Genomic DNA, 23,506 nt, shown 5'->3' with positions numbered 1-23,506 from the left:
ATCCTTACGCACGGTCCCGAACCCGCGTGCACGATTTTTCGCCACATTTCGCGGTCATATGCGTAAGACGGGGCTCATCATTTCGGCCTAGTACTTTCGCGCGTCGCTGTGCCTCCGCTGTAGCCGATCGGCTGAAGACGCGCCCCGGTGAACGCACTTAGAGTCACAGAACATGACACGTAGCGTGGTGATCCTGGGCGGTGGAACGGCGGGCTGGATGACGGCCTCGTACCTGCGGGCGGCGTTCGCGGACAGCGTCGACGTCTCGGTGGTGGAGTCCCGGCGGATCGGGACCATCGGGGTGGGCGAGGCCACCTTCAGCACGGTCCGGCACTTCTTCGACTACCTCGGCCTCGCCGAGCGGGACTGGATGCCGGCCTGCAACGCGACCTACAAGCTGGCGGTCCGGCTGGAGAACTGGCGGGCGCCGGGCACGTACTTCTACCACCCCTTCGAGCGGATGCGGGTGGTCGACGGGGTGCCGCTGACCGACTGGTGGCAGAAGCTCGGCGCGCCCGAGCCCGGCGCGAGCTTCGACCGCGACTGCTTCCTCATCCCCTGGCTGTGCGACGCGAAGGCCTCCCCGCGCTACCCCGACGCCCGCCTCTTCGAGCAGGACTTCGAGGAGGATCCGGACCGCCCCCGCTACCGCACCACCCTCGCCGAGCAGAACACCCAGTTCCCCTACGCCTACCACTTCGACGCCTCCCTCCTCGCGGAGTTCCTCGCCAAGTACGCGACCAGGCACGGCGCGCGGCGGATCTACGACGACGTGGTCGACGTCCGTCTCGACGAACAGGGCTGGATCGAGGGCCTGTCGACCCGGGAGCACGGCGAGCTGACCGCCGACCTGTACGTCGACTGCTCCGGCTTCCGCAGCCGCCTCCTCGGCGACGCCCTCCAGGAGCCCTTCCTCTCCTTCACCAACTCCCTCCCCAACGACCGCGCGGTCGCCTTACGCGTCCCCGTCGACACCGCCACCCGAGGCATCCGCCCCTGTACGACGGCCACCGCGCAGGACGCCGGTTGGATCTGGACGATCCCGCTGTACGACCGCATCGGCACCGGCTACGTCTACGCCGGTGACTACTGCGAGCCGGAGGAGGCCGAGCGCGTCCTGCGGGAGTTCGTCGGCCCCGAGGCCGAGGGCGCCGAGGCCAACCACATCAAGATGCGCATCGGCCGCTCCAGCCGGGCGTGGGTGAAGAACTGCGTGGGCATCGGCCTGTCGGCGGGCTTCGTCGAGCCGCTCCAGTCGACCGGCATCTTCCTCATCCAGCACGCCATCGAGCAGCTGGTCCGCTACTTCCCGGGCACCGACCGGGAGACGACGCTGAGGGAGACGTACAACCTGAGCACCGCGCGGGCCATCGAGGGGGTGCGGGAGTTCCTGATCCTGCACTACAAGGGCGCGGCGCGGGTGGACAACGACTACTGGCGGGACGCCAAGAACCGCTGGATCCCCGACGAGATGGCCGTACGGCTCGAGCAGTGGCGCAGCAAGCTGCCCGACAACGACACGACGTACCCGTACTACCACGCCTTCGAGCCGTACAGCTATGTGTGCATGGCGCTCGGGCTCGGGGGGATCGAGCTGCACCATCCGCCGTCCCTCGACCTGGTCGACACGCGGGCCGCGCGGCGGGAGCTGGCGCGGGTGCGGGAGCAGGGGCGCAAGCTGATCGATACGTTGCCGAGTCAGGCGGAGTATTTGGCGGGGATGCACTGATGGCGGGGGCGCGGGTGCGGGTGCTGCGGGTTTCGCTGCTGGGGCCGGGGACGCGCTGATGGCGGACTGGCTGCGGGCGTTGGCGGTGGTGGCCGTGGTGCTCGTCGCGGCGTGGCCGGCCCGGCGGGCGGCGGTGTGGCTGCGGCAGCCGCCGGTCGTGGGGGAGATCGCGCTGGGGCTTGTGGTCGTCCCGGTGCTGACGCAGGCGGCCGGGTCGTCCGTCGTCCATCGGGTGCTGCCGGCCGGGGTCACCGGGCATCTGCACACCGCCGGGCTCGTCGGGCTCGCGCTGTATCTGACCGGGGTCGGGCACAGTGCGCGGCCCCGGCGCGGTGAGGTGTCGGCGCGGTCGTACGGGTGGCTGCTGGCGGGGTCCCTGTTGCCGGGGCTTGCCGCCGGGGCCTTGCTGACCTGGTGGGTCGTCGCGCGGGATGTTCCTGGTGAGCGGGGGGACGCGTCCGCCGTCGCGTTGGGGCTGTTGCTGGCGGCGGCCTTCGCGGTGACCGCGGTGCCGGTGCTGGCGCGGATTCTCACCGATCGGGGGATCACCGATTCGCCTGAGGGGCGGCTGTCGCTGCTGGTGGCGGTGTCGATCGACGCGTTGACGTGGATCGTGCTGACCGCTGCGCTGGCGGCTGCGGCGGAGGGGGACGGGAAGCTGGTGCGGGCGGTCGGGGTGGTGGTCGTCGGGGGTGTGGGGGCGGTGCTGTTGCGGCTGCTGCTCGGGAGGGGGGTGGTCGGGGGGTTCTTCGGGCGGTGGCCTTATGTGGGGGCGGGGTTGTTGGGGGTGGTGGCTGTGGGGGCGGCTGTGGGGACCGAGCGGGCGGGGCTCACGGCGATTTTCGGGGCGGTGCTGGTGGGGTTGGCTGTGCCGCAGGACAAGGGGGTGGCTGCTGCGGGATCGGGGGCGTCTTCGGCAGAAGTGAGGGCGCCTGTACCGGAGTTGGGGGCGCGTGGGCTTGCTGTCTCCCGGGTCGAGCGGTGCGGGCTGGTGCTCGTGCCCGTGTTCTTCGTCGCCGCCGGGCTGAAGGTGTCCGCCGACGGGCTGGGCGGGTTCTCCTGGCTGACGTTCGCGCTGGTGCTGCTGCTCGCCGTCGTCGCGAAGCTCGGGGGCGGGTACGCGGGGGCACGGGCCGCTCGGCTGCCGGTGTGGCTGTCGTGGCGGTTCGGGGTGCTGATGAACACGCGCGGGCTGACCGAGATAGCCGTGCTCCAGGCGGGACTCGCCGCCGGGATCCTGTCGCCGGGGCTGTTCCTCGGGCTGGTGCTGATGGCGTTGGTGACGACCGCGGCGACGGGGCCGTTGCTGTCGCTGGCCGGGCGGCGGTGGCCGGCGCCGGTGGAGCGGGCGGCCGGGGTGGTCGTATGAGAGGGGCGGGGGGCGTGGTGCGGGAGGGCGGGGATTTCCGGACGCTGATGTCCCTGTTCCCCACCGGAGTCGCCGTGCTCGGGGCCGTCGACGGGGGTGGGCGGCCGTGGGGGATGACCTGTTCTTCGCTGTGCGGTGTGTGTGTCGATCCGCCGACCCTGCTGGTGTGTGTCCGCAGCGGGAGTCCGACGCTGGACGCCGTCGAGAAGTCCGGGGCGTTCAGCGTCAACCTGTTGCATGAGGATGCCCGGGACGTGGCGGAGCTTTTCGCCTCCGGCGATCCCGAGCGGTTCGGGCGGGTCGCGTGGGGGCTGCCCGACGCGGTCGCCGGGGGGCCTCATCTGCGGGAGGACGCGCTGGCCGTCGGGGATTGCCGGGTGGAGGAGGTGCGGCGGGTCGGGGATCACACGGTCGTGTTCGGCCGGGTGGTACGTGTCAGCGTCGCCGGGTGGGGTGAACCGGCCGTGCGCGCGCCCCTGTTGTACGGGTTGCGCCGGTATGCCGTGTGGCCCTCGGGGAGTAGCGTGGCGGGCTCCGGCGGCTGTCCGTCGCCCGGGTCGGCCGACGAGGAGTGACATGTCCGAGTCCGTGGAATCCGTCCTGTCGCCTGTGGAGGTGCTTCGGCGGGCGGGGGTGCCGTTCACCGTCCTCGACCATGTGCCGATCGTCGGGCGGGACGACGCCGAGAACAAGTTGGGGATGGCGACCGAGCAGCTCCTGAAGACCATGGTGTTCCGGACCGCCGAGGGGGGTTTCGTCCTGGCCGCGCTGCCGGTGACGGGCCGGGTGAACTATGGCCGGCTGGCCCGCGCGGCCGGCGTCTCCCGCAGCAAGCTGCGGCAGGCGGAGCCTGGGGAGTTGGGGGAGTTGGGGATGGAGCCGGGGGGTGCGAGTCCGGTGTGCGGGGTGGCGGGGGTGGTGATCGTGTTCGATGCGTCCGTTGCCCGGATGGGGACCGTGTATTGCGGGAGTGGGCGGGCGGATCGGACGGTGGAGATTGAAGCTGCGCGGCTGATCGAGGTGGTGGGGCCGAGGGTGGAGGAGTTGTCTTCTTGAGGTGCGGTGCGCTTTGCGGGGGCCTGCCCCCAAGCCCCCTCACCCCTCCCCGAACCTCCCCGGCCCGAACTCCTCCGCCCCCGCCCCCCTCCTCCCGCTCATCAAGTGTTCCGTCAGTAGACGCGCCGTCCCCGGTGCCAGCGGCATTCCGTCGATGCCGAAACCTGTGAGGAGCCATAGGCCACTTACCCCCGGCGCCGGGCCCACGATCGGGAGGCCGTCGGGGGACATGGGGCGTACGCCTGACCACGCCGCTCGGACGGCCACCTTGGACAGGACCGGGGCGTGGCGGGCCGCTGCTCGTGCGATGCGGGACACCGCCTCCTCGCCGTCCCTGATGTCGTCCAACTGGAGCGCCGGGCCCGCGCTCGAGCCCAGGACCACCTCTCCACCCGGCAACGGCTGCAAGGAGAACACCACTTGAGTGGGCGTGGCCGACTCGGAGACGTCGGTCAGGAGGGGTGGGCCGCTGCGCTTCAAGCCCACCGGGCCGTGCCAGGTCGACTGCATCAGGGTGTGGCGGAACACCACCTCCCGCACCGGCTCCGTCCGCAGCAGCCAACCCCTCGCCCCGAACACCGGAACATCCGTGCCCGCCTGCAACGCCAGACTCCGTGACCAAGGCCCCGCCGCCAGCACGACCGCGTCCGCCGGCAGGGTGCCGGCGTCGGTGACAACTCCCTTCACCTCACCCCCGGTCACCTTCAACCCCCGCACCGGCGTATGCGTACGGATCTCCGCCCCCGCCCGCCCCGCCCGCCGCGCCAACTCCCCCGCCGCCAGCACCGGATGCAGCGCGTATGCCCCCGCCACCGACACCGCCCCGGCCAGATCGGGAGCCAACCCGGGTTCGAGGGACAGGAGTTCACGGGAGTCCAAGTCGCTTACCCCGAAGCCGACTTCGGCCAGCGCACGGCCGTGCCCCCGCGCCCGCTCAAGCCCCTCCTCGTCGGCGGAGACCAGCAGATACCCGTGCGGCCGGAACCGGAAGGACACCTCGCTCTCCGCCTCGGCCCGCGCATAGAAGTCCACGGCCTCCGCGAACAGCGCCCCGCAGGCGGGCAACGGGCTCGGCAGCAGCCCCCCTTGATTACGGCCCGTCGCCCCGCCCGCCAAAGGGCCCCGCTCCAGGAGCAGCACCCGAAGCCCCTCCCCGGCCAGCCGCTCGGCGACCGCGCAGCCCGCGATGCCTCCGCCCACGACGATCACATCTTGCGTCTTCGGAACACCATCACTGGCCATGAGAAGCGCCTCCTCCCAACGGATCCAATGGATCCAGCGGATCCAACGAGTCCAACGAGTCCAACTGCCCCACGAACTCCCGGGCGATCCTCCCGATCAGCCCGGCCATCGACCCCTCCAACTCCTCAACTCCCCTACTACGCAAGGAATCCGGCTTCTCCAAGGCACTCGCACTCCCCGCCGGATAAAGCCCGTTCACCAGCAGGTCGTCCCGCACCACCCGCGCCCTGCGCAGGAGTTGGGTCGCCATGTCCTCGGGAGTGCACGGCGCGCGCAGGGTCAGGAAGAAGGTGTCGAAGAGCGCGGCGCGCACATCGCGGGGCAGCGGGCGGCCCGTACCCGCCGCCGATTGCAGGAGCGACGGCGCGTCCGGGACCAGCTTCGCCGCGATCCCCTCGTGGATCTCCTCGTTCAGCTCCCGGGCCCGCGCGAACAAGTCCGGCGTACCTGTCCAGGCGTCCGGTACCCGCCCCCGCAGCAGCGCCCGTACGGGCCCGTAGTCGCGCGCCCACGCCCCGCTGAACGCCGGGTGGTGCAGGGCCATGTTGGGGCGGATCACCCGGTGGTAGACGTCGCGCGGGACGGACGCGGCGTACAGCAGCATCGCCGAGTAGCCGTCCACCAGCCTTGCCGCGCACGGGAGTTGGGAAGGGGTGGCGGTGTCCGCGCGGCGGGACAGGTCCTGCCAGAGGAGGAAGGTCAGCTGGTGGCCGGTGATCCAGCGGAACCAGAACAACTGCTCGTCGGAGTCGGGGGACTTGAGCGAGCCCGGGGCCCCGGTCCCGGCCAGCAGGTCGCCGTACCGCCGGAGCAGCCGGTCGTCCCCCGCCGCCGCGACGGGGGACTCCGGCAGCACCAGAGGCTCCAGACCGTAAGGATGTCCCCCGAACTCTCCGGCCCAGGACTCCAGCAGACCGGCGGTCGAGGCCGGCTCCCGTGCGTTCACCGGCCCTCGGCCTCCACCGGGATGTGAGTGAACTCGTACTCCAGCCCGTTGACGTCGTACGCGTAGAAACTGCTGACGCCGTCCGAGTCGACGACGATCTCCGTCGGCGGCTCGGGGCGGGCGAAGGCGTACCGGCCGGACGCGAACAGGCGCTCCCAGCGCGCCCGCCACCCCCGCAGCTCGGCCGCGCTGCCGGCGGTCAGGCACACGTGCTGGAACTGGAGCAGGTCGGGGCGCGGGAGGGCGTAGTCGGCGGCGCGGGTGAAGAGGTGGAAGCGGGTGCCGGCGGCGGTGACCTCGGTCAGCCGGGTGATGCCGGGCAGCCGGGAGCGGGTCAGGTCGGAGAACTCGGTGAGGGTCCAGGCCGCCGCGCCGCCGAAGAACTCGGTGTACCAGGCGACGCAGTTGTCGAGGTCGGCGGTCTCCACGGCCAGGTGGTGCAGAGCGGCCCGGCCGGGCGGCGCGGCCTCGCTCACGGCGGCTGGGTCCACGGATAGGGACACAGGACTTTCCTTTCGGGGCGGTGCAGAAAACGGCTCGGCGGACTCGGGCGGCTCGGAAGGCTCAAGTGGCTCGGAAGAACAAGGGAGTTCAGGACGCTCATCGGGCGACCGCGTACGCCTGCTCCCCCCGCGGGGAGGCGGCGGCCAGCAGCAGTCCCTCGTCCGGATCGGCGCCCACCGCGCACACCTTTCCCAGCGACCAGTCGGGTACGTCGACGAGTTGATGCCCGCGCCGGGCCAACTCGGCGGCCACCGAAGCCGATCGGCGGCTCTCGATGCGTACGGCGAGCGGGCGGTGGGTGCGGGGGGTGAAGGACGACGGCACGTGCTCGGAGTGGAACGCCAGGGTCTCCACGGCCTGTTGGAGGTCGAGCCCGAAGTCGGCGCGGGCCAGGAAGAAGCCGAGCGTCCACTGGTCCTGCTGGTCCCCGCCGGGCGTCCCGAACGCCAGCCGCGCCCGCCCGCCCTCGACGACGAGCGTCGGACTGAGCGTCGTACGCGGCCTCTTGCCGGGGGCGAGGGAGTTCGGGTGGCCCTCGGGCAGCCACGCCATCTGGCCGCGGGTGCCCAGGGGGAAGCCGAGGCCGGGTATGACCGGTGAGCTTTTCAGCCAGCCGCCGCTGGGGGTCGCCGCGACCATGTTGCCGTGGCGGTCGGCGACGGTCAGGCAGCACGTGTCGCCGCGTGCCTGGGTCCTGGCGACGACCGTGGGGAGGCCGTCGTACAACTGGCCCCGCCAGTACGGGTCTTCGGGGGGATCGGCCGTGTCGGGCGGGGGGATCCACGGCTCGCGGGCTTCCGGTGAACCCGGGCGCAGGCGGTCCGAAGCCACCGAATCCACCAACTTCCGCCGCTCCGCCGCGTATTCGTCCGACAGCAGCACGTCCAGCGGTACGTCCGTGAAGTCCGGGTCGCCGTACCAGGCCTCCCGGTCGGCGTACGCGAGTTTCGCGCACTCGATGACCGTGTGGAGGTGCTCGGCGCTGTCCAGGCCCATGGCCGTGAGGTCGTAGCCCTCCAGCAGCGCCAACTGCTGGAGGAACACCGGGCCTTGGGACCAGGGGCCGGGTTTGTGGACCTCCAGGCCCCGGTAGGTGCGGGTGGCCGTCTCCTCCAACTGCGGGTGCCAGGAGGCGAGATCGGCTCCGGTCAGCAGGCCGGAGCGCGGTTCGCCGGTGGCGTCCAGGTGGGCCGTGCGGGTGTGCGCGTCGATCGCCTCCGCGACGAAACCCTCGTAGAACGCCCGGTGCGCGGACCGGAGTTGGTGTTCCCTGCCGCCTCCCGACGCCTCCTTCAGGATGCGCCGGAAGGTGTCGGCCAGGGCCGGGTTGCGCAGCCGGGAGCGGGGGCGGGGCGGCCGGCCCGCCACCAGGTAGGTGCGGCCCGACTCCGCCCACTCGTCCGCGAACAACTCCCGTAGCACGGCGATGGATTCGGCCGCTTTGGGGAGCACCGGGTAGCCGTCGGCCGCGTAGCCGATCGCCGGTTCCAGGATCCGGGCGAGGGGGAGGGTGCCGTGTTCCTCCAGGAGGCGCAGCCAGGCCCCGAAGGCGCCGGGGACGGTGGCCGGGAGCAGACCCGAACCCGGTATCCGGTCAAGGCCAAGTCCCTTGAAGGCGGCCGGAGTTGCCGCCGCCGGCATCGGGCCCTGGCCGCAGATCACCTGGGTCCGGCCGGCCGCCGCGTCGTGGAAGAGGATCGGTACGTCCCCCGCCGGGCCGTTCAAGTGCGGCTCGACGACCTGGAGGACGAAGGCGGCGGTGGCGGCGGCGTCGAAGGCGTTGCCGCCCGCGTCGAGCGCCGCCATGCCGGCCGCCGAGGCCAGCCAGTGCGTGGTCGCCACCGCGCCCTGGGTGCCCCGGAGTTCGGGCCGGGAGGTCACTGCGCGGGGCCGGTGGGGAGGGCGCTGAGGGCCTGGGCGATCTGCGCCTCGGTGACCGTCGGGTTCTCCATCGTCCCGGCGAGGAAGGAGTCGAAGGCGGCGAGGTCGAAGTTGCCGTGCCCGGAGATGTTGAACAGCACCACGCGCTCCTCGCCCGCCTCGCGCGCGGCGAGCGCCTCGACGAGGGCGGCCTTGAGGCCGTGCGAGGACTCGGGGGCGATGACGAAGCCCTCGGAGCGGGCGAACTTCACGGCGGCGTCGAAGACTTCGGTCTGCGGGAAGGCGCGGGCCTCGACCAGCCCGTGCTCGTACAGCAGGCAGAGGCTGGGCGCGTCGCCGTGGTAGCGCAGTCCGCCGGCGTGGATCGAGCCGGGGATGAAGTCGTGGCCGAGGGTGTGCATGAACAGCGGCGGCGTCAGGCCCGCGGTGTCGGGGTAGTCGTACGCCAGCGTGCCGCGGGTCAGGGTCGGGCAGGCCTCCGGTTCGGCGGCCACGAAACGGGTGGCCGGGTGGGTGCCGTCGAGCTTGTCCTGCATGAACGGGTAGGCGAGGCCCGCGTAGTTGGAGCCGCCGCCGACGCAGCCGATGACGACGTCCGGGTACTCGCCCATGATCTCCATCTGCTTCTTCGCCTCCAGACCGATCACGGTCTGGTGCAGCAGCACGTTGTTCATGATCGAGCCCAGCGCGAACTTCGTGTCGTCCCGGCTCAGCGCGTCCGACACGGCCTCGCTGATCGCGATCCCGATCGAGCCCGGCGAGTCCGGGTCCTTGGCGAGGATCGCCCGCCCGGCCTCGGTCCGCTCGGTCGGCGAGGAGAACACCTGCGCGCCCCAGCTCCCCATCAGGAACTTGCGGTACGGCTTCTGCTCGTACGACACCCGGACCATGTACACGTTGACTTCGAGCCCGAACAGCGCGCCCGCGAAGGACAGCGCCGACCCCCACTGCCCGGCCCCGGTCTCGGTGGTCAGCCGTCGCGCGCCCTCCTCGGCGGCGTAATAGGCCTGTACGACAGCGGTGTTGGGCTTGTGCGAGCCCGAGGGGGAGACGCCCTCGAACTTGAAGTAGATGTGCGCCGGGGTGTCCAGCGCCTTCTCCAGCCGCTCGGCGCGCACCAGCGGGGAGGGCCGCCAGATCTTGTACACGTCCCGCACCCGCTCGGGGATCTCCACCCAGCGCTCTTGCGTGAACTCGTGCTCGACGACCTTGCGGGGCAGCAGGTCGTACAGGTCCTCCGGCTTCAGCGGGGCCATCGTCGCCGGGTTGAGGGCGTCGGGGAGGGGGGCGGGGAGGTCGGGGATGATGTTGTACCAGCGGTCGGGCAGATCGCTCTCGGAAAGCTGGACTCGTTTCAGCACGGGGGTACGTCCCTTCGAGGCGCCGGGCATTCCTGAAACGGAATCGTAGAAGGGGCGATAGTCGGCCAGCTTCGCCTTTTCTGCCTGACTGTCGCGACGTGGCCTCGGCAATTGGGACTAGGCAGAAATGCGCAAGACGGCTCGGGCCGGCGCCGGGCACACTGCCGGTCGGGGCGGCCGAACCTGGAGGGGCGCATGCCGACGGCAGACACCGAATCCGTACGTGAGCTGGAACAGCGCCGTTTCACCACCCTCGTCGAGGGCGACCTCGCCGCCTTCCGCGCGCTCGCCCACCCCGCCCTCGTCTACACCCACTCCAGCGGGACACTCGACACCCTGGATTCCTTCGCCGGGAAATGCGAGAGCGGCTATTTCCGTTACCACCGCATCGAGTACCGCATGGGCGGGGTGACCGTGGTGGGGGACGCGGCGGTGGTGACCGGGGAAATGCGGGTGGATATGACGGCGAACGGTAAACGGTTGCAATTGGAGAATCGGTCGTTGGGGGTATGGGCGCGGGAGGGGGCGGGGGCGGGGTGGCGGCTGCTGGCACATCAGGCGACGGCGCATCCGGGGGCGGCGCATCCGGCGCCGGCTCAGCGGGAGAGGGCTCTGTAGGCGCGGGCGTGAAAAAGGGCGCCCCCGGCGGAGGGCGCCCTTCGGACTGCTGAACTCCCAGGCCGTCAGACCGCGTTCAGCTCCGGCAGCGGCAGCGTATGGCTGGTCTGGAGGACCTTCGCGCGCAAGTAGCGGACGTTGTGCGGAGTGGTGAAGACGCCGGTCGGGACGCGCTCCTGGACGTCGATGCCCAGAGTCCTCAACTGCTCAGCCTTGTCAGGGTTGTTGGAGAGCAGGTCCAGGGACTCGACGCCGAGCGCCGCCAGCATCTGGGCGGCGGCCGTGTAGTCGCGGTCGTCCTCGGGCAGCCCCAGCGCGGTGTTCGCCTCGTACGTGTCGAGGCCCTGGTCCTGGAGGGCGTACGCGTCGAGCTTGTTGTAGAGGCCGATGCCGCGGCCCTCCTGGCGCAGGTACAGCAGGACTCCGCCGCGTTCGGCTATCCGCTCGACCGCCTCGCGCAGCTGGGGTCCGCAGTCGCAGCGGGCGGAGCCGAAGACGTCGCCGGTCAGGCACTCGGAGTGCAGGCGGACCAGGGGGTTCGCGCCGATCTCGCCCAGCAGCACGGCCACGTGCTCCTGGCCGTCGGCGAGGCCGTGGAAGGTGACGAGTTCGGCGTCGACGCTGTAGCCGTCCTGGAAGCGCAGCGGCACCCGGACGCGGGAGCGCGGCGTGGCGGCGGGGAAGTCGGGCATGCGGGTCTCCGGGGTGCGGGTCGTTCTGGAGCTGGCGGGGGTCGATGGGCGCGGACAGGGACACGTACGGATACACGGCGACGCTTGCTTCAGATTTGAAACACTCGCCGCGCCTCGACTGTATCCCTTGTTTTAAAGTTGAAGCAATGGATTTCTGTTCCGCCCCGCACTGTGTCCTACGTCTCACACCCCGACGATGACCGCCGCCGCCACGGCACCGCCTCCCCGCCCCCCGGCTCCTCCCCCTCCCCCTCCAGCGCCTGCGCGATCCGCGCGCTGATCTCCTCCAACTGCCCCACCTGCTCGGCCGTCAGCTGGTCGAAGACGGCCGTCCGCACGGTCCGCACATGCCCCGGCGCCGTGCGCTCCAGCACCCGCAGCCCCTCCCCGGTGAGCGCCGCGACGCTGCCCCGCTTGTCCGAGGGGCACTGCTCGCGCCGCACCAGCCCGTCCTTCTCCAGCCGGGTCACCGCGTACGTCAGCCGGCTGCGCGTGATCTTCGTGCTCGCCGCCAGCTCGGTCATCCGCAGCCGGTGCCCCGGCGCGTCCGAGAGATTGGCGAGGATGGAGTAGTACAGGTGGGACATGCCGGCGTCCTGCTGGATCTGCCGGTCGAGCGCGTCCTCCAGGAGGAACGCCGCGGCGATGTACGCGCGCCAGGCGCGCATCTCGGCGGGGGTGAGCCAGCGGGTCGTCATGGGACCAGTGTAGGTTTGTTTCAAACTTGAACCAAGCCAGCAGGGATCGCGCCGATGCCGTATCCGTACGTCCTCCTCTCCGCCGCAGTCTCGCTCGACGGGTATCTCGACGACACGACCCCCGACCGGCTGCTCCTCTCCAGCCCCGCCGACTTCGACCGCGTCGACGAGGTGCGCGCCTCCGTCGACGCCATCCTCATCGGCGCCGGCACGATCCGCGCGGACAACCCCCGGCTCCTGGTGAACTCCCCGCGGCGCCGCGCCGCCCGCCTCGCCGAGGGCCGCGCCGAGTACCCGCTGAAGGTGACGGTCACCGCGACCGGCGAGCTGGACCCCGCGGCCCACTTCTGGCACACCGGCGGGGAGAAGGTCGTCTATACGACGGAACAGGGCGCGCGGCGGGCCGTGGAACTCGGGGTCGCCGCCGACGTCGTACCGCTGGGCCCGGAGCTGGACTGGCGCCGGCTGCTGGCGCATCTCCATGACGTGCGGGGGGTGGGGCGGCTGATGGTCGAAGGCGGCGGGACGATCCATACGCAGTTGCTCCAGGCGGGGCTGGCGGACGAGCTCCAGCTGGTGCTCGCGCCCCTGTTCGTCGGCGATCCGAAGGCGCCTCGGCTGTTCGGGCCCGGGGGGTACGAGGAGGGGCGGCTCGAGCTGCTGGAGGCGCGGCGGATCGAGGATGTCGTCCTGATGCGGTACCGGCCGGAGGTGACCCCGGCGGACCACTACTGGCTGGGGCTGGCCTGCGACCTCGCGGCCGAATGCCCGCCGTCGCGGACGGCGTTCAGCGTGGGCGCGGTGATCGTGGCGTCCGACGGCACGGAACTGGCACGCGGCCACTCCCGAGAGGGCGGTGACCCGGTGGTCCACGCGGAGGAGGCGGCGCTGGCGAAACTGTCCCCGACGGATCCCCGGCTGCCCACGGCCACGGTGTACAGCAGCCTGGAGCCCTGCGCGAGGAGAGCTTCCCGCCCGGCCCCGTGCTCCCGGCTGATCCTGGACGCCGGGGTGCGCCGGGTGGTGACGGCATGGGTGGAACCGGACACGTTCGTCCAAGGGGCGGATGGGAATGGGCTGTTGAGGGAGGCGGGGGTGGAGGTGGTGGTGCTGGAGGGGTACGAGGGGCGGGCTAAGGGGCCGAATGGGCACTTGCTGGGGTAGCTGATCGGGCGGCGGACCCGCACCCACCCACCCGGCCCACCCCACACTGCGCCCCGCCCCCCGCCGGGTGACGCTGCCCCCATGAGACCAGCGAAACCCGTACTGCTCGTCGCCGCCCTTCTCTCCCTGGCCGCTTGCTCCAGTTCTGAATCCGGTGGCCGGCAGATGGCCAGGGCCCTCCCCCCGGACGCCGCGTTCACGCATCCCGGGGTGCTGGTCGACAAGGAGCAGCTGGATGTCGTGCGGGAGAAGGTCCGGGGCGGGCGGCAGCCCTGGCTGCGGGCCTATTTCCAGATGCGGGACAGCAAGTACGGGTCGTACAAGTACGCGCCCGAGCCGTACGAGAGCGTCGACTGTCCTGGTGGGGACCGGCCCGCGCACGGATGTCTCCAGGAGCGGCAGGACGCCATCGCCGCCTACACGCAGGCCCTCCTCTTCAGCATCACCGGCAAGCAGCAGCACGCGGCCAAGGCGCGGGAGATCATGGACGCCTGGTCGGGGAAGATCCGGCGGCACACCGAGGAGGACGCGGGACTCCAGACCGCGTGGGCGGGATCGACCTGGGCGCGGGCGGCGGAGCTGGTGCGGCACACACCGGGCGCGGGCTGGCCGGACGACCGGGTGGCACGGTTCGAGCGGATGCTGAAGACGGCGTACCTCCCGGACGTCACCAGGAACGTCGCCGACTACAACGGCAACTGGGACCTCGCGATGACGGACGCGGCGATCGGCATCGGCGTCTTCACCGACGACCACAAGGTCTTCGACCAGTCCCTGAAACGCTTCCGCGACCGCGTCCCGGCCTACTTCTACCTGGAGAAGGACGGCGGCGTCCCCATCGCCCCGGCCCGCTCGGGCCTGAACGACCCGGCGAAACTCTCGGCGTACTGGTTCAAGCAGACGACGTTCAAGAGCGGCCTCTCCCAAGAGAGTTGCCGCAACTTCAAGCACGTCGGCTACTCGCTGGCGGCGACCTCGCACATTGCGGAGACCGCCTGGCACCAGGGCGTCGACCTGTACGGGGAGGTCAAGGACCGGCTGAAGGCGGCGGCCGAACTGCACGCGGGCATCCAGTCGGGGGCGCCCGCTCCGGCGTGGCTGTGCGGCGGGAAGGTGGACCGGAACATGGGCCCTGACCTGGAGGTTCTCGTCAACCACCTGGAGGGCCGGCTGGGCGAGTCCGTACCGGCGACCCGCAGGCTGGTGGAGAAGAGCAGGCCCGAGGGCACGGACGATCTGTTCGTCGCGTGGGAGACGCTGACGCACGCGAAGAACCCGGTCTGAGGGGGGCCGGGTAACCCGTTTGGCTTTTCACCCCCGGGATGACGTATGGTTACGTCAACGGCGCGGGGTGGAGCAGCTCGGTAGCTCGCTGGGCTCATAACCCAGAGGTCGCAGGTTCAAATCCTGTCCCCGCTACTGAAGGCCAAGGGCCGGAATCCGATTCAGGATTCCGGCCCTTGGTTTTTGTCCCCGTTCACTCACTCTGCGTATATGACCGCTGTACCGGCGCGGTCAACTCGCCCGTTTTTCGCGGACGTTGCGGCTTAAGTCCCGTCCATAAATGTTAATGATCAAGCGGAACAGCTTGGAAACGACGGCCCGGGTCTATTAACGTTCGATAACGCAGCACGGTCGTCCCAGCCGTCACAAGAGACGGCTCCGTGCGCACGCGCCGAATCCCGCGAGGGAACCGGGGAACCACCACCTTGGGGTGAATCACGCGAAGGCCACCGCCCGCGACGGGCGGCCGGTTTACGCGCGTAGGAGACCTTCCCGCTCCGAACCCGTCAGCTAACCCGGTAGGCGACGGAAGGAAAGGAGTGCGCCCGCGTGGCGAACGCCCCAGAAGCCCCCGCGCCGACTTTCGGGTTCGGCGGTCCCCGCACCGACGAGGGCCCCTGGGAGGAGTGGAACCCCACCGCCGACTCGGTCGCCCCGGTCCGCGGCAAGCACCGGGTGGCCAAGCAGCGCGGCGGCGGATTCGCCCGCAGCTCGACCGTCCTCGGCGTCGGCGTCATAGCCGCCGTCAGCGCGGGCGGCATGGCCAGCGCCAACACCGGCAAGGCCCCCGTCTCCATCTCCCTGCCCGACCTCGGCTCCCTCAGCGGCTCGGACGACTCCGCGCAGGACACCCCGGACGCGCTCGCGAGCTTCGGCACCGAGGCCGACGTCAGCGCCCAGGGCAAGAGCGAGAGCGGCGCCTCCGACGCCGGTGAGGCGCTGCGCAGCCGGATCATCGCGCAGGCCGAGTCCCAGCAGACCCAGGTCGACGCCCGCGCCAAGGCCGCCGCCGCGAAGGCCGAGTCCGACGCCGCCGCCAAGGCCGCCGAGGACGCCAAGGAGAAGGCCGCCGCCGCGAAGCGGAAGGCCGACGACGAGGCCAAGGAGAAGGCCGAGGCCGCCCGCCTCGCCGAGCTGGCCAAGCAGTACGCGCTGCCGACGTCGTCGTACACGATCACCTCGACGTTCGGGCAGGCCGGGTCGCTGTGGTCGTCCGGGTACCACACCGGGCTCGACTTCGCCGCCCCCACCGGCACGCTCATCAAGGCCGTCCACAGCGGGACCATCACGGAGGCCGGGTGGGCCGGTTCCTACGGCTACCGCACCATCCTCACTCTGGACGACGGCACCGAGCTCTGGTTCTGCCATCAGTCGTCCATCAACGTCAGTGTCGGCCAAAAGGTGGCTACCGGTGACGTCATCGGGCGGGTCGGTGCCACGGGCAATGTGACGGGGGCCCACTTGCACCTCGAAGTGCACCCCGGGGGCAGCTCGACCGGGATCGATCCGGCGGCGTGGCTGCGGAGCAAGGGGCTGAATCCGTAAGGGAGTTGGCTTGCTGGGGGTCCTGCTCGGGTGGGGCCCCTTTTTGCTGTGTTCTTGTGTACCGGTCGGAATGCGGGGGTCCGTCTCCGGCGTTGACGTAGAACATGACTACTCTGCGCCGACTCGGCTCCTCCGACCTCGAAGTCTTCCCCCTCTCCCTCGGCGGCAACGTCTTCGGCTGGACCGCCGACGAGGCGGCCTCCTTCGCGGTGCTCGACGCGTACGCCGCCGGCGGGGGCAACTTCGTCGACACCGCCGACGCGTACTCGGCCTGGGTCGAGGGCAACAGCGGGGGCGAGTCCGAGACCATCATCGGCAAGTGGATCAAGGCGCGCGGCAACCGGGACGACGTGATCGTCGCGACCAAGGTCAGCCAGCACCCCGAGTTCAAGGGGCTTTCCGCGGCCAACATCAAGGCGGCGGCGGACGCGTCGTTGCAGCGGCTCGGCACCGACCACATCGACCTGTACTACACCCACTTCGACCAGCCGGACGTCCCGGTCGAGGAGATCATCGGCGCGCTGGACGAGCTGGTGAAGGCGGGCAAGGTGCGCCACATCGCCGCGTCCAACATCTCCGCCGACCGGCTGCGCGAGTCCCTGGACTTCTCCGACCGCGAGAACCTCGCGAAGTACGTCGCCCTCCAGCCGCACTACAACCTGGTGTCCCGCGACACGTACGAGGGCGACCTCCAGGACCTCGCCGCCCAGACCGGCCTCTCATCGGTCCCGTACTTCGCGCTGGCCTCCGGGTTCCTGACCGGGAAGTACCGTGCCGGGGCGAAGGTAGAGGGGGCGCGCGCGGCCGCGGGGGCGGGCAAGCACCTGGAGACGGAGCGGGGCCAGAAGGTCCTGCGCGCGCTGGACGAGGTCGCGCAGGCGCGGGGGGTGGAGGTGGCGACGGTGGCACTGGCATGGCTGGCGTCCCAGCCGACGGTGACGGCACCGATCGCGTCGGCGCGGACGGTGGAGCAGTTGCCGGCGCTGCTGGCGGTGGCGGAACTGGAGCTGACGGAGGGGGAGTTGGCGGGGCTTACTGGGGCTTCGGTGTAGGGGAGTTGGGGGGGGCGGCCTGGACTGGAGGGTGGGTCTGGGTTTGAGGGGGCTGGCCTGGATCAGGGGGCTGGCCCGAGCCGGCGGGGCCGCATTTCGCGGCTCCGCCGCAGGGGGGGCGGCCTGGGCTGGAGGGGGCTGGCCTGGGCTGGAGGGGTGGGTCTGGGCTGGAGGGGGCTGGCCTGAGTCGGCGGGGGGCCCGGATCGGCGGGCTGGCCTGAGTCGGCGGGGGGCTGCATTTTGCGGCTCCGCCGCAGGGGGTGGGCGGGGGTTGGGGGCTTTGCGGCGGGCGGTTGGGGGATGAGGTCAGAGGGTTGAGGGCGTGGAAGCTGGCGGCTCGGCAAGGTACCTAAGGGGCGCGGGGCTGTTTCGATATGCGGCTCCGCCGCGTGGGCGCGACCGGTGGCGTGTGCTTGAAGTCGGCGGTGGTGCAGCGTACTTAAGGGGCGCGGGGAACTGCGCGATCAGCCACGATGAGCCCGCACCCGCCAGACGGCACAACCCCCCACCTCCTACCGCCCCCTCACCCCCGAGGCCGATAAGACACCGCACCCCCATACCCCTGCTGCCCCTGCCCCCAATACTGCTGCCCCTGCTGCCAGGCACCCCCCTGCTGCCAGAGCCCCACCCCCACCGGCGGAGCCACAACCCGAGCCGCATACTCCAGCGCAGGCCGCGCCACCCCCCGCCTCCTCCACAACTCCTCCAACAACTCCCGCTCCCGCACCACGAAATCCGCCGACCCCCGCCCAAGCCGCCCCCGCAACCGCAACACCGCAAGCGTCGTCGCACAACTCCCATACTCCGCAAGCACCTTCGCCCCCGCCTTGCCCAAGTAGTGAGCGGCGTAGTCGCGAGCAACCCCCCGCCCCCGCATCCCCCCGAGCGCGTACGGCTCCCCCGGCGCGAGCCACCCCGCAGCCACATACGCCGGCAACTCCTCCCGCACAGCCCGAAGTTCCCGCTGCCGATGCCATATCACCAGCCAGGTCAGCAACCCGAACACCGGCACCATGAACACCCCGTAGACGACGAAGAACCCGAGCGGCCCGAAATGCGCGGACCCGTTCCACAGGGCGTGCATGCTCATCGCGAGGAAGAGCCCGGCGACCGGGGCGAGTACGCGCCGCACCCGCTGCCGATCAGCAGACAACGCGGCGATCCCGAACCCGATCCCGGTGAACACCGTGAACAACGGATGCGCGAACGGCGACATGATCACGCGGACGAAGAACGTCGCCGCGGTGACTGACGCGAACCCCCCACCTCCGCTCAGCCGATCCGTCCCGAACGCGTTCCCGAGATAAAGGATGTTCTCGGTGAACGCGAACCCGGCGGCGGTCGTCCCGGCGGTCACGACCCCGTCGACGATCCCGTTGAACTGCCGCCGCCGGAAGAGGAAGACGAGCAGCACGGCGGCCCCCTTCGCACTCTCCTCGACGATCGGCGCGATGAGCGTCGCCCCGAGGGTGTCCGCCCCGCTGGGATCGGCGGTGCTGTTGGCTATCCACCGGGTGGTGAAACTGTTCGCGACGATCGCGATGAGCGTCGCCGCACACGCCCCCCATGCGAACGCGAACACCGTGTTCCACAGCGGCGCCGGCTCGACCCGGTCCAGCCAGCGGAAGGCGGCGAGGAGCAGGGGTACGGGGAACACGGCGAGCCCGAGCCCGACGAGAAACCCCTCGGTGCCGGTCTGCTCCCGCACGAGCGCGAGGATGACGACCCCCGAGACGGCGAGCAGCCCGCTCAGCGCCCCGTACCGCACGGCTCTGCGCTGCCACCACCGCGGATGCCAGACCCCGGTCTCCTCAGGGGGACCGCTGGGGTACTGCGGAAGCGAGGGGTACGAGGCGCTGGTCGACACGGGATTGACCCTAACGAGCGAACGCGCGGGCCGCGACGGTGCCTCGGAGATGGGGTCGCGAGGGTGCCGCAAAAGCTGCGGCGCCGACCGGACTCGAGGCTGCGGCGCCGGCCGATCTCGACGACGCGGCGTCGGCCGGACTCGAAGCTGCGGCGCCTGCTGGATTCGACGATGCGGCGCCTGCCGATGAGGACAGGGCGCCGCCGGTCAGCCCGTCGTACGCGGGACCCGCCGGAAGAGCAGGTCGTTCACGACGTGACCCTTCTCTATGCCCTGCCCCTCGAACCTGGTCAGCGGCCGGAACTCGGGCCGGGCCGCGAACCCCCCGCCGGTCTCGGTGTTCTCGAACTCCGGGTGCCCGTCGAGGACTTCGAGCATCTGTTCCGCGTACGGCTCCCAGTCCGTCGCGCAGTGCACCAGCGCCCCCGGTCGCAGCCGGGTCGCGGCGAGATCCAGGAACGCGGGCTGGATGAGCCGCCGCTTGTGGTGCCGCTTCTTGGGCCAGGGGTCGGGGAAGTACACGCGCAGCCCGTCCAGCGAGTCCGCCGTCAGCATCTCCCGCAGCAGGATGATCGCGTCCCCGTTGGCGACCCGGACGTTCTCGAGCCCGAGCTGCTCGGCGAGGTTGAGCAGGTTCCCCTGCCCAGGGGTGTGCACATCGACGGCGAGGACGTTCGTACCGGGATCGGCGGCAGCCATGGCGGCGGTCGCCTCCCCCATCCCGAACCCGATCTCCAGCACGACAGGAGCCGAGTTCCCGAACAGGATGCTCAGATCAACATCCCGCCCATCGATATCGATCCCCCACCGCCCCCACAACCGCTGCAACGCCTCCGCCTGCCCGGCAGTCACCCGACTCCGCCGAGGCTGAAAACTCCGAATCCGCCGCTCAAAATGCGATCCGGCGGGATCGGCCTGCGGCCCGTCGGGGAACCGGGGGGCACCCTTGGGACGAACGGGGTGGGCGGGGTGGGCGGTGGCACTGGGGCGAGGATTATCAGACACAGTGGAGCCAATTTTACGCGCCCACCATCACGGCCTTCGGCCGCCGCCGGCTCCTGCGCTCACTCCGCCGAAGGCGCCGCCGACTCGCTGCGCGCACCCTCCTCGAAGGCAGGCCGCGCATGGACTCCCCGGCGCGGGGCTGTATCGACGTGCGACTCCGCCGCGCTGGAATCCGCGGCGCCCAGCCGAAGTCTTTTAGGGGCGCGGAGCTGTATCGATATGCGGCTCCGCCTCGCCAGACTCCCCGGCGCGCGGCCGTCGTCTTTTAGGGGCGCGGGGTCGTACCGATGTGCGGCTGCGCATCGACTCCCCGGCTCAGCCGACGTACCTAAGGGGCGCGGGGCTGTATCGATATGTGGCTCCGCCGCGTGGGCGACGTCTTTTAGGCGCGCGGGGCTGTTCGATGCGCGGTTCCGCCTATCTGGACTCCCCGGCTCAGCCGGCGTCTTTTTAGGGGCGCGGGGAACTGCGCGACCAGCCACGACGCAGCCGTACCCTCCAGACCACATCAGCCACCCCCCACATCGGCCCCCCATCAACTACCCCCCAGCACCTTCAACACCCTCCGCCCGATCTCCCTCCCAATCGGCAACGAAGCCGTAGCCGCAGGCGAAGGCGCGTTCAATACATGCACCGCCCGCTCCCCCTCCCGGATCAGAAAGTCATCCACCAGCCCCCCATCCGCCAGCACCGCCTGCGCCCGCACCCCGGACCCGGCCCGCTCCAGATCCCCCTCCTCCACCCCGGGCAGCATCTTCCGCACCGCCGACACGAACGCCCCCTTGGACAGCGACCGCCGGATCTCGCCGGCGCCGTAGAGCCAGTGATGCCGGGCCATCCGCCAGGTACCGGGCCAGGACAGCGTCGAGGCGACCTCACGGGGACGGACGACCCCCCAGCCGTACCCCTCGCGGGCGAGCGCGGGAACGGCGTTGGGGCCGACATGGACACCCCCGTCGATCCCCCGCGTGAGATGCACCCCGAGGAACGGGAACGCGGGATCGGGAACGGGATACACCAGCCCCCGCACGAGATCGTCCCGCGTCAGCGAGTAGTACTCCCCCCGGAACGGCACGATCCGCACCCCGGGCTCGTCCCCGGTCATCCGGGCGACGACATCGCAGTACAGCCCGGCGCAGTTGACGAGCACGCGCCCGCGTACGACGTCCCCGCGCGCCGTGCGGACGGCGACCCCCACTCCGGCGCGCCGGTCGATCTGGACGACCTGGGCGTCGTACCGGATCTCCGCGCCGGACAGCTCCGCGAGCCGGCGGGCGACCTCCGCGTAGTCGCAGATGCCGGTCGAGCCGACGTGGATCGCGGCGAGACCGCGTACCTCCGGCTCGTACTCCTGGATCTGGGCGCCGCCCAGCTCGCGGACGGGGATGCCGTTCTCCCGGCCGCGCTGGACGAGGGCGTGCAGGCGGGGGAGTTCCGCGCGGTCGGTGGCGACGATCAGCTTGCCGGTGACGGCGTGCGGAATGTCGTGTTCCGCGCAGAACTCGACCATCTCGGCGGCGCCGGAGACGGCGTAGCGCGCTTTGAGGGAGCCGGGGCGGTAGTAGATCCCGCTGTGGATCACCCCGCTGTTGCGGCCGGTCTGATGCCGGGCCGCGCCGGACTCCTTCTCCAGGACGCACACGCGGGTGCCGGGCGCGGCACGGCCGATCGCGTACGCCGTGGACAGCCCGACGATCCCTCCGCCGACGACGAGCACGTCACAGTCGTAAGCGATCCCACCCGGCACGAGCACCACCTCCACCTCCGATAGTGCACTGCGCCACTGACAACGCCTTCAAACCAGCGTTCCGGCTACGGCTTCGCGCAGGAGGCGGCGGCGCGGCTCACGCGGGCGTCATCAGCAGCGGCCGGGCCCGCTCGCGCAGCTCCACCACCCTCGGTTCGTCGCCGTACGGCTCCAGCCGGTGCAGGAGGTCCTTGACGTACTCGGTGGTCCGCGCCGAGGAGATCCGCCCGGCGACCTCCACGGCCCGTACGCCCTGTTCGCAGGCGGCGTCGAGGTTGCCCGACTCCAGCTCGGCGACGGCGGAGACGACGAGCCGCAGGCCGTGCGAGCGGACGTACTCCTCGGTCGGCTTGGAGAGGGCGTGCTCGGTGAAGCGGCGGACCTGGCGGGGGGCCTTGAGGTCGCGGTAGCACTCGGCGGCGTCGGCGGCGAAGCGGTCGTAGGTGTAGAAGCCGAGCCAGGAGGGGTCGCTGTCGCCGTCGCGGGCGCGCTCCAGCCAGCCTTCGGCGGCGCGCAGGGCGGCGCCGGCCGCGTGGGCGTCTCCCGCGCGCGCGTGGGCCCGCGCTTCGACGAGCCGGAAGAAGCTCATCGTGCGCGCGGTGGCGAGCCCCCGGTTGCGTTCCAGGGCGGCCTGCGCGAGGTCGACGCCCTCGTCGCCGAAGCCCCGGTAGGTGGCCTGGAGGGACATGGAGGCCAGGACGTAGCCCCCCAGGGGGACGTCGGCCGCCGCGCGGGCGAGGCGCAGGGCCTGGATGTAGTACCGCTGGGCGGCCTCCTGCTGGCCGGTGTCGAAGGCCATCCACCCGGCCAGGCGCGTGAGTTCGGCGCTCGCGCCGAACAGGGCCCGCCCGACCTCGTCGGAGTAGCAGCCGAGCAGCAGCGGCGCGGCCTCCACCCGCAGGCACTCGGGGACCATGGACGAACGCCAGTCGCCGCCGCCGTACTTGGAGTCCCAGCGGCGGGCGTCCTCGGCGGCCTCCCGGAGTTTGCGGACGTCGCTGTGGCCGACCTTGACCGGGGCGCCGGACCCGTCCGCGGCGTGTGGCTCGCGCGCGACCGAGCTGTCGGCCGGGGTTATGAGCCAGCGGGACGCGGGGGTCGCGTACGCGCTGACGGCGAACGACCCCGCGAGGGACTGCCAGATGCCGCCGGAACCGGCCCTGCGGCCCGCGAGGTCGAGCCGGTACAGCTCGGTCGCGGAGCGCACCGCCTGGGCGACGTCCCGGGGGAAGGCGAGGCCCACCTCGGGCGCCGGGTCGGCGTCGGCGAGACCGATCTCGTGCAGCGGCACCGGCCGGCCGAGCTTCTGGCCGATGGCGGCGGCGATGAGGTGGGGCGCGGCGCCCTGGGGCACCATGCCCTTCGACACCCACCGCGCCACCGACGTCTTGTCGTAGCGCAGGGTCAAACCCCGTTGTGCACCTAGGTCGTTGACGCGCCGCGCGAGACCCGCGTTGCTGATCCCCGCGAGGGCGAGAACGGCGCCGAGCTTCTCGTTCGGCCCGCGTTGCTCCCTGGACATTGCGCCACCCCTCGACACAGACGGCTGCCGTACTGGCTTTGGCATAACCACGCGGCATTCGTAAACCCAGCGTAGTTCGCCGCATCCCAAGCGTTAAGGGGCATTGTTCCGGTTGGCGGGATTGTGGTCCGTACGGAAGTACGGGATTCGGTACGGACCGTCGCGATGTGCTCCCGCTGTGTGGCCGTGCGCCTGCATGTGCGCTCTTCTCCGGCCATCGCGGG

At 71.2% G+C, this 23,506-nt stretch carries 20 protein-coding genes, 1 tRNA gene and 1 riboswitch; of the genes, 10 read left to right on the top strand and 11 right to left on the bottom strand.

The features are described from left to right. Positions 1-172: 172 nt before the first annotated feature. The 4 genes from ACYUD3_RS35610 to ACYUD3_RS35595 are packed head-to-tail and all read left to right on the top strand — an operon-like array spanning position 173 to position 4,154. Positions 173-1,729: a tryptophan halogenase family protein gene (locus ACYUD3_RS35610; protein ID WP_470979636.1), complete on the top strand. Its 1,557-nt coding sequence runs from the start codon at positions 173-175 to the stop codon at positions 1,727-1,729. Positions 1,730-1,787: 58 nt separating this feature from the next. After that, positions 1,788-3,098, top strand: a complete 1,311-nt coding sequence (locus ACYUD3_RS35605; protein ID WP_470979633.1) for a cation:proton antiporter — start codon at positions 1,788-1,790, stop codon at positions 3,096-3,098. Beyond that, the gene (locus ACYUD3_RS35600) at positions 3,095-3,673 is read left to right on the top strand and encodes a flavin reductase family protein (RefSeq protein WP_470979629.1); all 579 of its coding nucleotides are present in this window, start codon (positions 3,095-3,097) and stop codon (positions 3,671-3,673) included. Before ACYUD3_RS35605 ends, ACYUD3_RS35600 begins: the two co-directional genes overlap by 4 nt. 1 nt (position 3,674) lies before the next feature. Continuing rightward, on the top strand, positions 3,675-4,154 hold the full coding sequence (locus ACYUD3_RS35595; protein ID WP_470979626.1) for an aminoacyl-tRNA deacylase: 480 nt from the start codon (positions 3,675-3,677) through the stop codon (positions 4,152-4,154). A 39-nt stretch (positions 4,155-4,193) separates the two neighbouring features. Here the strand turns inward: ACYUD3_RS35595 and ACYUD3_RS35590 are convergent, their stop codons facing one another. The 5 genes from ACYUD3_RS35590 to ACYUD3_RS35570 all read right to left on the bottom strand — a co-directional run bounded on the left by ACYUD3_RS35590 (position 4,194) and on the right by ACYUD3_RS35570 (position 10,088). Continuing rightward, positions 4,194-5,396 carry an NAD(P)/FAD-dependent oxidoreductase gene (locus ACYUD3_RS35590; protein WP_470979624.1) on the bottom strand — a complete coding sequence of 401 codons (1,203 nt, stop codon included), beginning with the start codon at positions 5,394-5,396 and terminating at the stop codon, positions 4,194-4,196. Continuing rightward, complete coding sequence (locus ACYUD3_RS35585; protein ID WP_470979621.1) at positions 5,386-6,342, bottom strand: L-tyrosine 3-hydroxylase; 957 nt, start codon at positions 6,340-6,342, stop codon at positions 5,386-5,388. The genes ACYUD3_RS35590 and ACYUD3_RS35585 overlap by 11 nt, the downstream gene beginning before the upstream one ends. Beyond that, positions 6,339-6,845 carry a VOC family protein gene (locus ACYUD3_RS35580; protein WP_470979619.1) on the bottom strand — a complete coding sequence of 169 codons (507 nt, stop codon included), beginning with the start codon at positions 6,843-6,845 and terminating at the stop codon, positions 6,339-6,341. Before ACYUD3_RS35580 ends, ACYUD3_RS35585 begins: the two co-directional genes overlap by 4 nt. Positions 6,846-6,942: 97 nt before the next feature. After that, positions 6,943-8,652, bottom strand: coding sequence for a gamma-glutamyltransferase family protein (locus ACYUD3_RS35575; protein ID WP_470979748.1), 1,710 nt, complete (start codon positions 8,650-8,652; stop codon positions 6,943-6,945). A 71-nt stretch (positions 8,653-8,723) separates the two neighbouring features. Further along, positions 8,724-10,088, bottom strand: a complete 1,365-nt coding sequence (locus ACYUD3_RS35570) for a TrpB-like pyridoxal phosphate-dependent enzyme (RefSeq protein WP_470979616.1) — start codon at positions 10,086-10,088, stop codon at positions 8,724-8,726. Between the two features lie 195 nt (positions 10,089-10,283). Here ACYUD3_RS35570 and ACYUD3_RS35565 point away from each other — a divergent pair, with 195 nt between their 5' ends. Continuing rightward, the gene (locus ACYUD3_RS35565; RefSeq protein WP_470979613.1) at positions 10,284-10,706 is read left to right on the top strand and encodes a nuclear transport factor 2 family protein; all 423 of its coding nucleotides are present in this window, start codon (positions 10,284-10,286) and stop codon (positions 10,704-10,706) included. 65 nt (positions 10,707-10,771) lie between these two features. Here ACYUD3_RS35565 and ACYUD3_RS35560 read toward each other — a convergent pair whose 3' ends face one another. Continuing rightward, on the bottom strand, positions 10,772-11,398 hold the full coding sequence (locus tag ACYUD3_RS35560; protein WP_470979611.1) for a GTP cyclohydrolase II: 627 nt from the start codon (positions 11,396-11,398) through the stop codon (positions 10,772-10,774). Positions 11,399-11,574: 176 nt separating this feature from the next. Next, positions 11,575-12,096: a MarR family winged helix-turn-helix transcriptional regulator gene (locus tag ACYUD3_RS35555; protein ID WP_470979608.1), complete on the bottom strand. Its 522-nt coding sequence runs from the start codon at positions 12,094-12,096 to the stop codon at positions 11,575-11,577. 54 nt (positions 12,097-12,150) lie between these two features. Here ACYUD3_RS35555 and ACYUD3_RS35550 point away from each other — a divergent pair, with 54 nt between their 5' ends. The 5 genes from ACYUD3_RS35550 (at position 12,151) to ACYUD3_RS35530 (ending at position 17,141) form a co-directional block, all read left to right on the top strand. After that, a complete protein-coding gene (locus ACYUD3_RS35550; protein ID WP_470979605.1) occupies positions 12,151-13,260 on the top strand; it encodes a dihydrofolate reductase family protein in 1,110 nt (369 codons plus the stop codon). A gap of 81 nt (positions 13,261-13,341) precedes the next feature. Beyond that, positions 13,342-14,544 carry an alginate lyase family protein gene (locus ACYUD3_RS35545; RefSeq protein ID WP_470979602.1) on the top strand — a complete coding sequence of 401 codons (1,203 nt, stop codon included), beginning with the start codon at positions 13,342-13,344 and terminating at the stop codon, positions 14,542-14,544. A gap of 61 nt (positions 14,545-14,605) precedes the next feature. Continuing rightward, positions 14,606-14,679: transfer RNA gene (locus ACYUD3_RS35540), tRNA-Met, on the top strand. Positions 14,680-14,923: 244 nt separating this feature from the next. Continuing rightward, positions 14,924-15,085: riboswitch (cyclic di-AMP (ydaO/yuaA leader) on the top strand. Positions 15,086-15,093: 8 nt separating this feature from the next. Beyond that, the gene (locus ACYUD3_RS35535; protein ID WP_470979600.1) at positions 15,094-16,089 is read left to right on the top strand and encodes a M23 family metallopeptidase; all 996 of its coding nucleotides are present in this window, start codon (positions 15,094-15,096) and stop codon (positions 16,087-16,089) included. A 104-nt stretch (positions 16,090-16,193) separates the two neighbouring features. Next, positions 16,194-17,141 (top strand): aldo/keto reductase, encoded by a 948-nt coding sequence (locus ACYUD3_RS35530; RefSeq protein ID WP_470979597.1) that lies wholly within the window; start codon positions 16,194-16,196, stop codon positions 17,139-17,141. A gap of 523 nt (positions 17,142-17,664) precedes the next feature. Here ACYUD3_RS35530 and ACYUD3_RS35525 read toward each other — a convergent pair. The 4 genes from ACYUD3_RS35525 to ACYUD3_RS35510 all read right to left on the bottom strand — a co-directional run bounded on the left by ACYUD3_RS35525 (position 17,665) and on the right by ACYUD3_RS35510 (position 23,282). Then, positions 17,665-19,008, bottom strand: a complete 1,344-nt coding sequence (locus tag ACYUD3_RS35525; protein ID WP_470979594.1) for a PrsW family intramembrane metalloprotease — start codon at positions 19,006-19,008, stop codon at positions 17,665-17,667. Between the two features lie 207 nt (positions 19,009-19,215). Beyond that, the gene (gene trmB, locus ACYUD3_RS35520; protein ID WP_470979591.1) at positions 19,216-20,013 is read right to left on the bottom strand and encodes a tRNA (guanosine(46)-N7)-methyltransferase TrmB; all 798 of its coding nucleotides are present in this window, start codon (positions 20,011-20,013) and stop codon (positions 19,216-19,218) included. A gap of 535 nt (positions 20,014-20,548) precedes the next feature. Then, on the bottom strand, positions 20,549-21,769 hold the full coding sequence (gene lhgO, locus ACYUD3_RS35515) for an L-2-hydroxyglutarate oxidase (RefSeq protein ID WP_470979745.1): 1,221 nt from the start codon (positions 21,767-21,769) through the stop codon (positions 20,549-20,551). An 88-nt stretch (positions 21,770-21,857) separates the two neighbouring features. After that, on the bottom strand, positions 21,858-23,282 hold the full coding sequence (locus ACYUD3_RS35510) for an MFS transporter (RefSeq protein WP_470979588.1): 1,425 nt from the start codon (positions 23,280-23,282) through the stop codon (positions 21,858-21,860). Between the last annotated feature and the right edge of the window lie 224 nt (positions 23,283-23,506).

The organism is Streptomyces sp. AMJ-169 (genome assembly GCF_055597585.1).
This window is presented reverse-complemented; position numbering and strand designations above follow the sequence as displayed.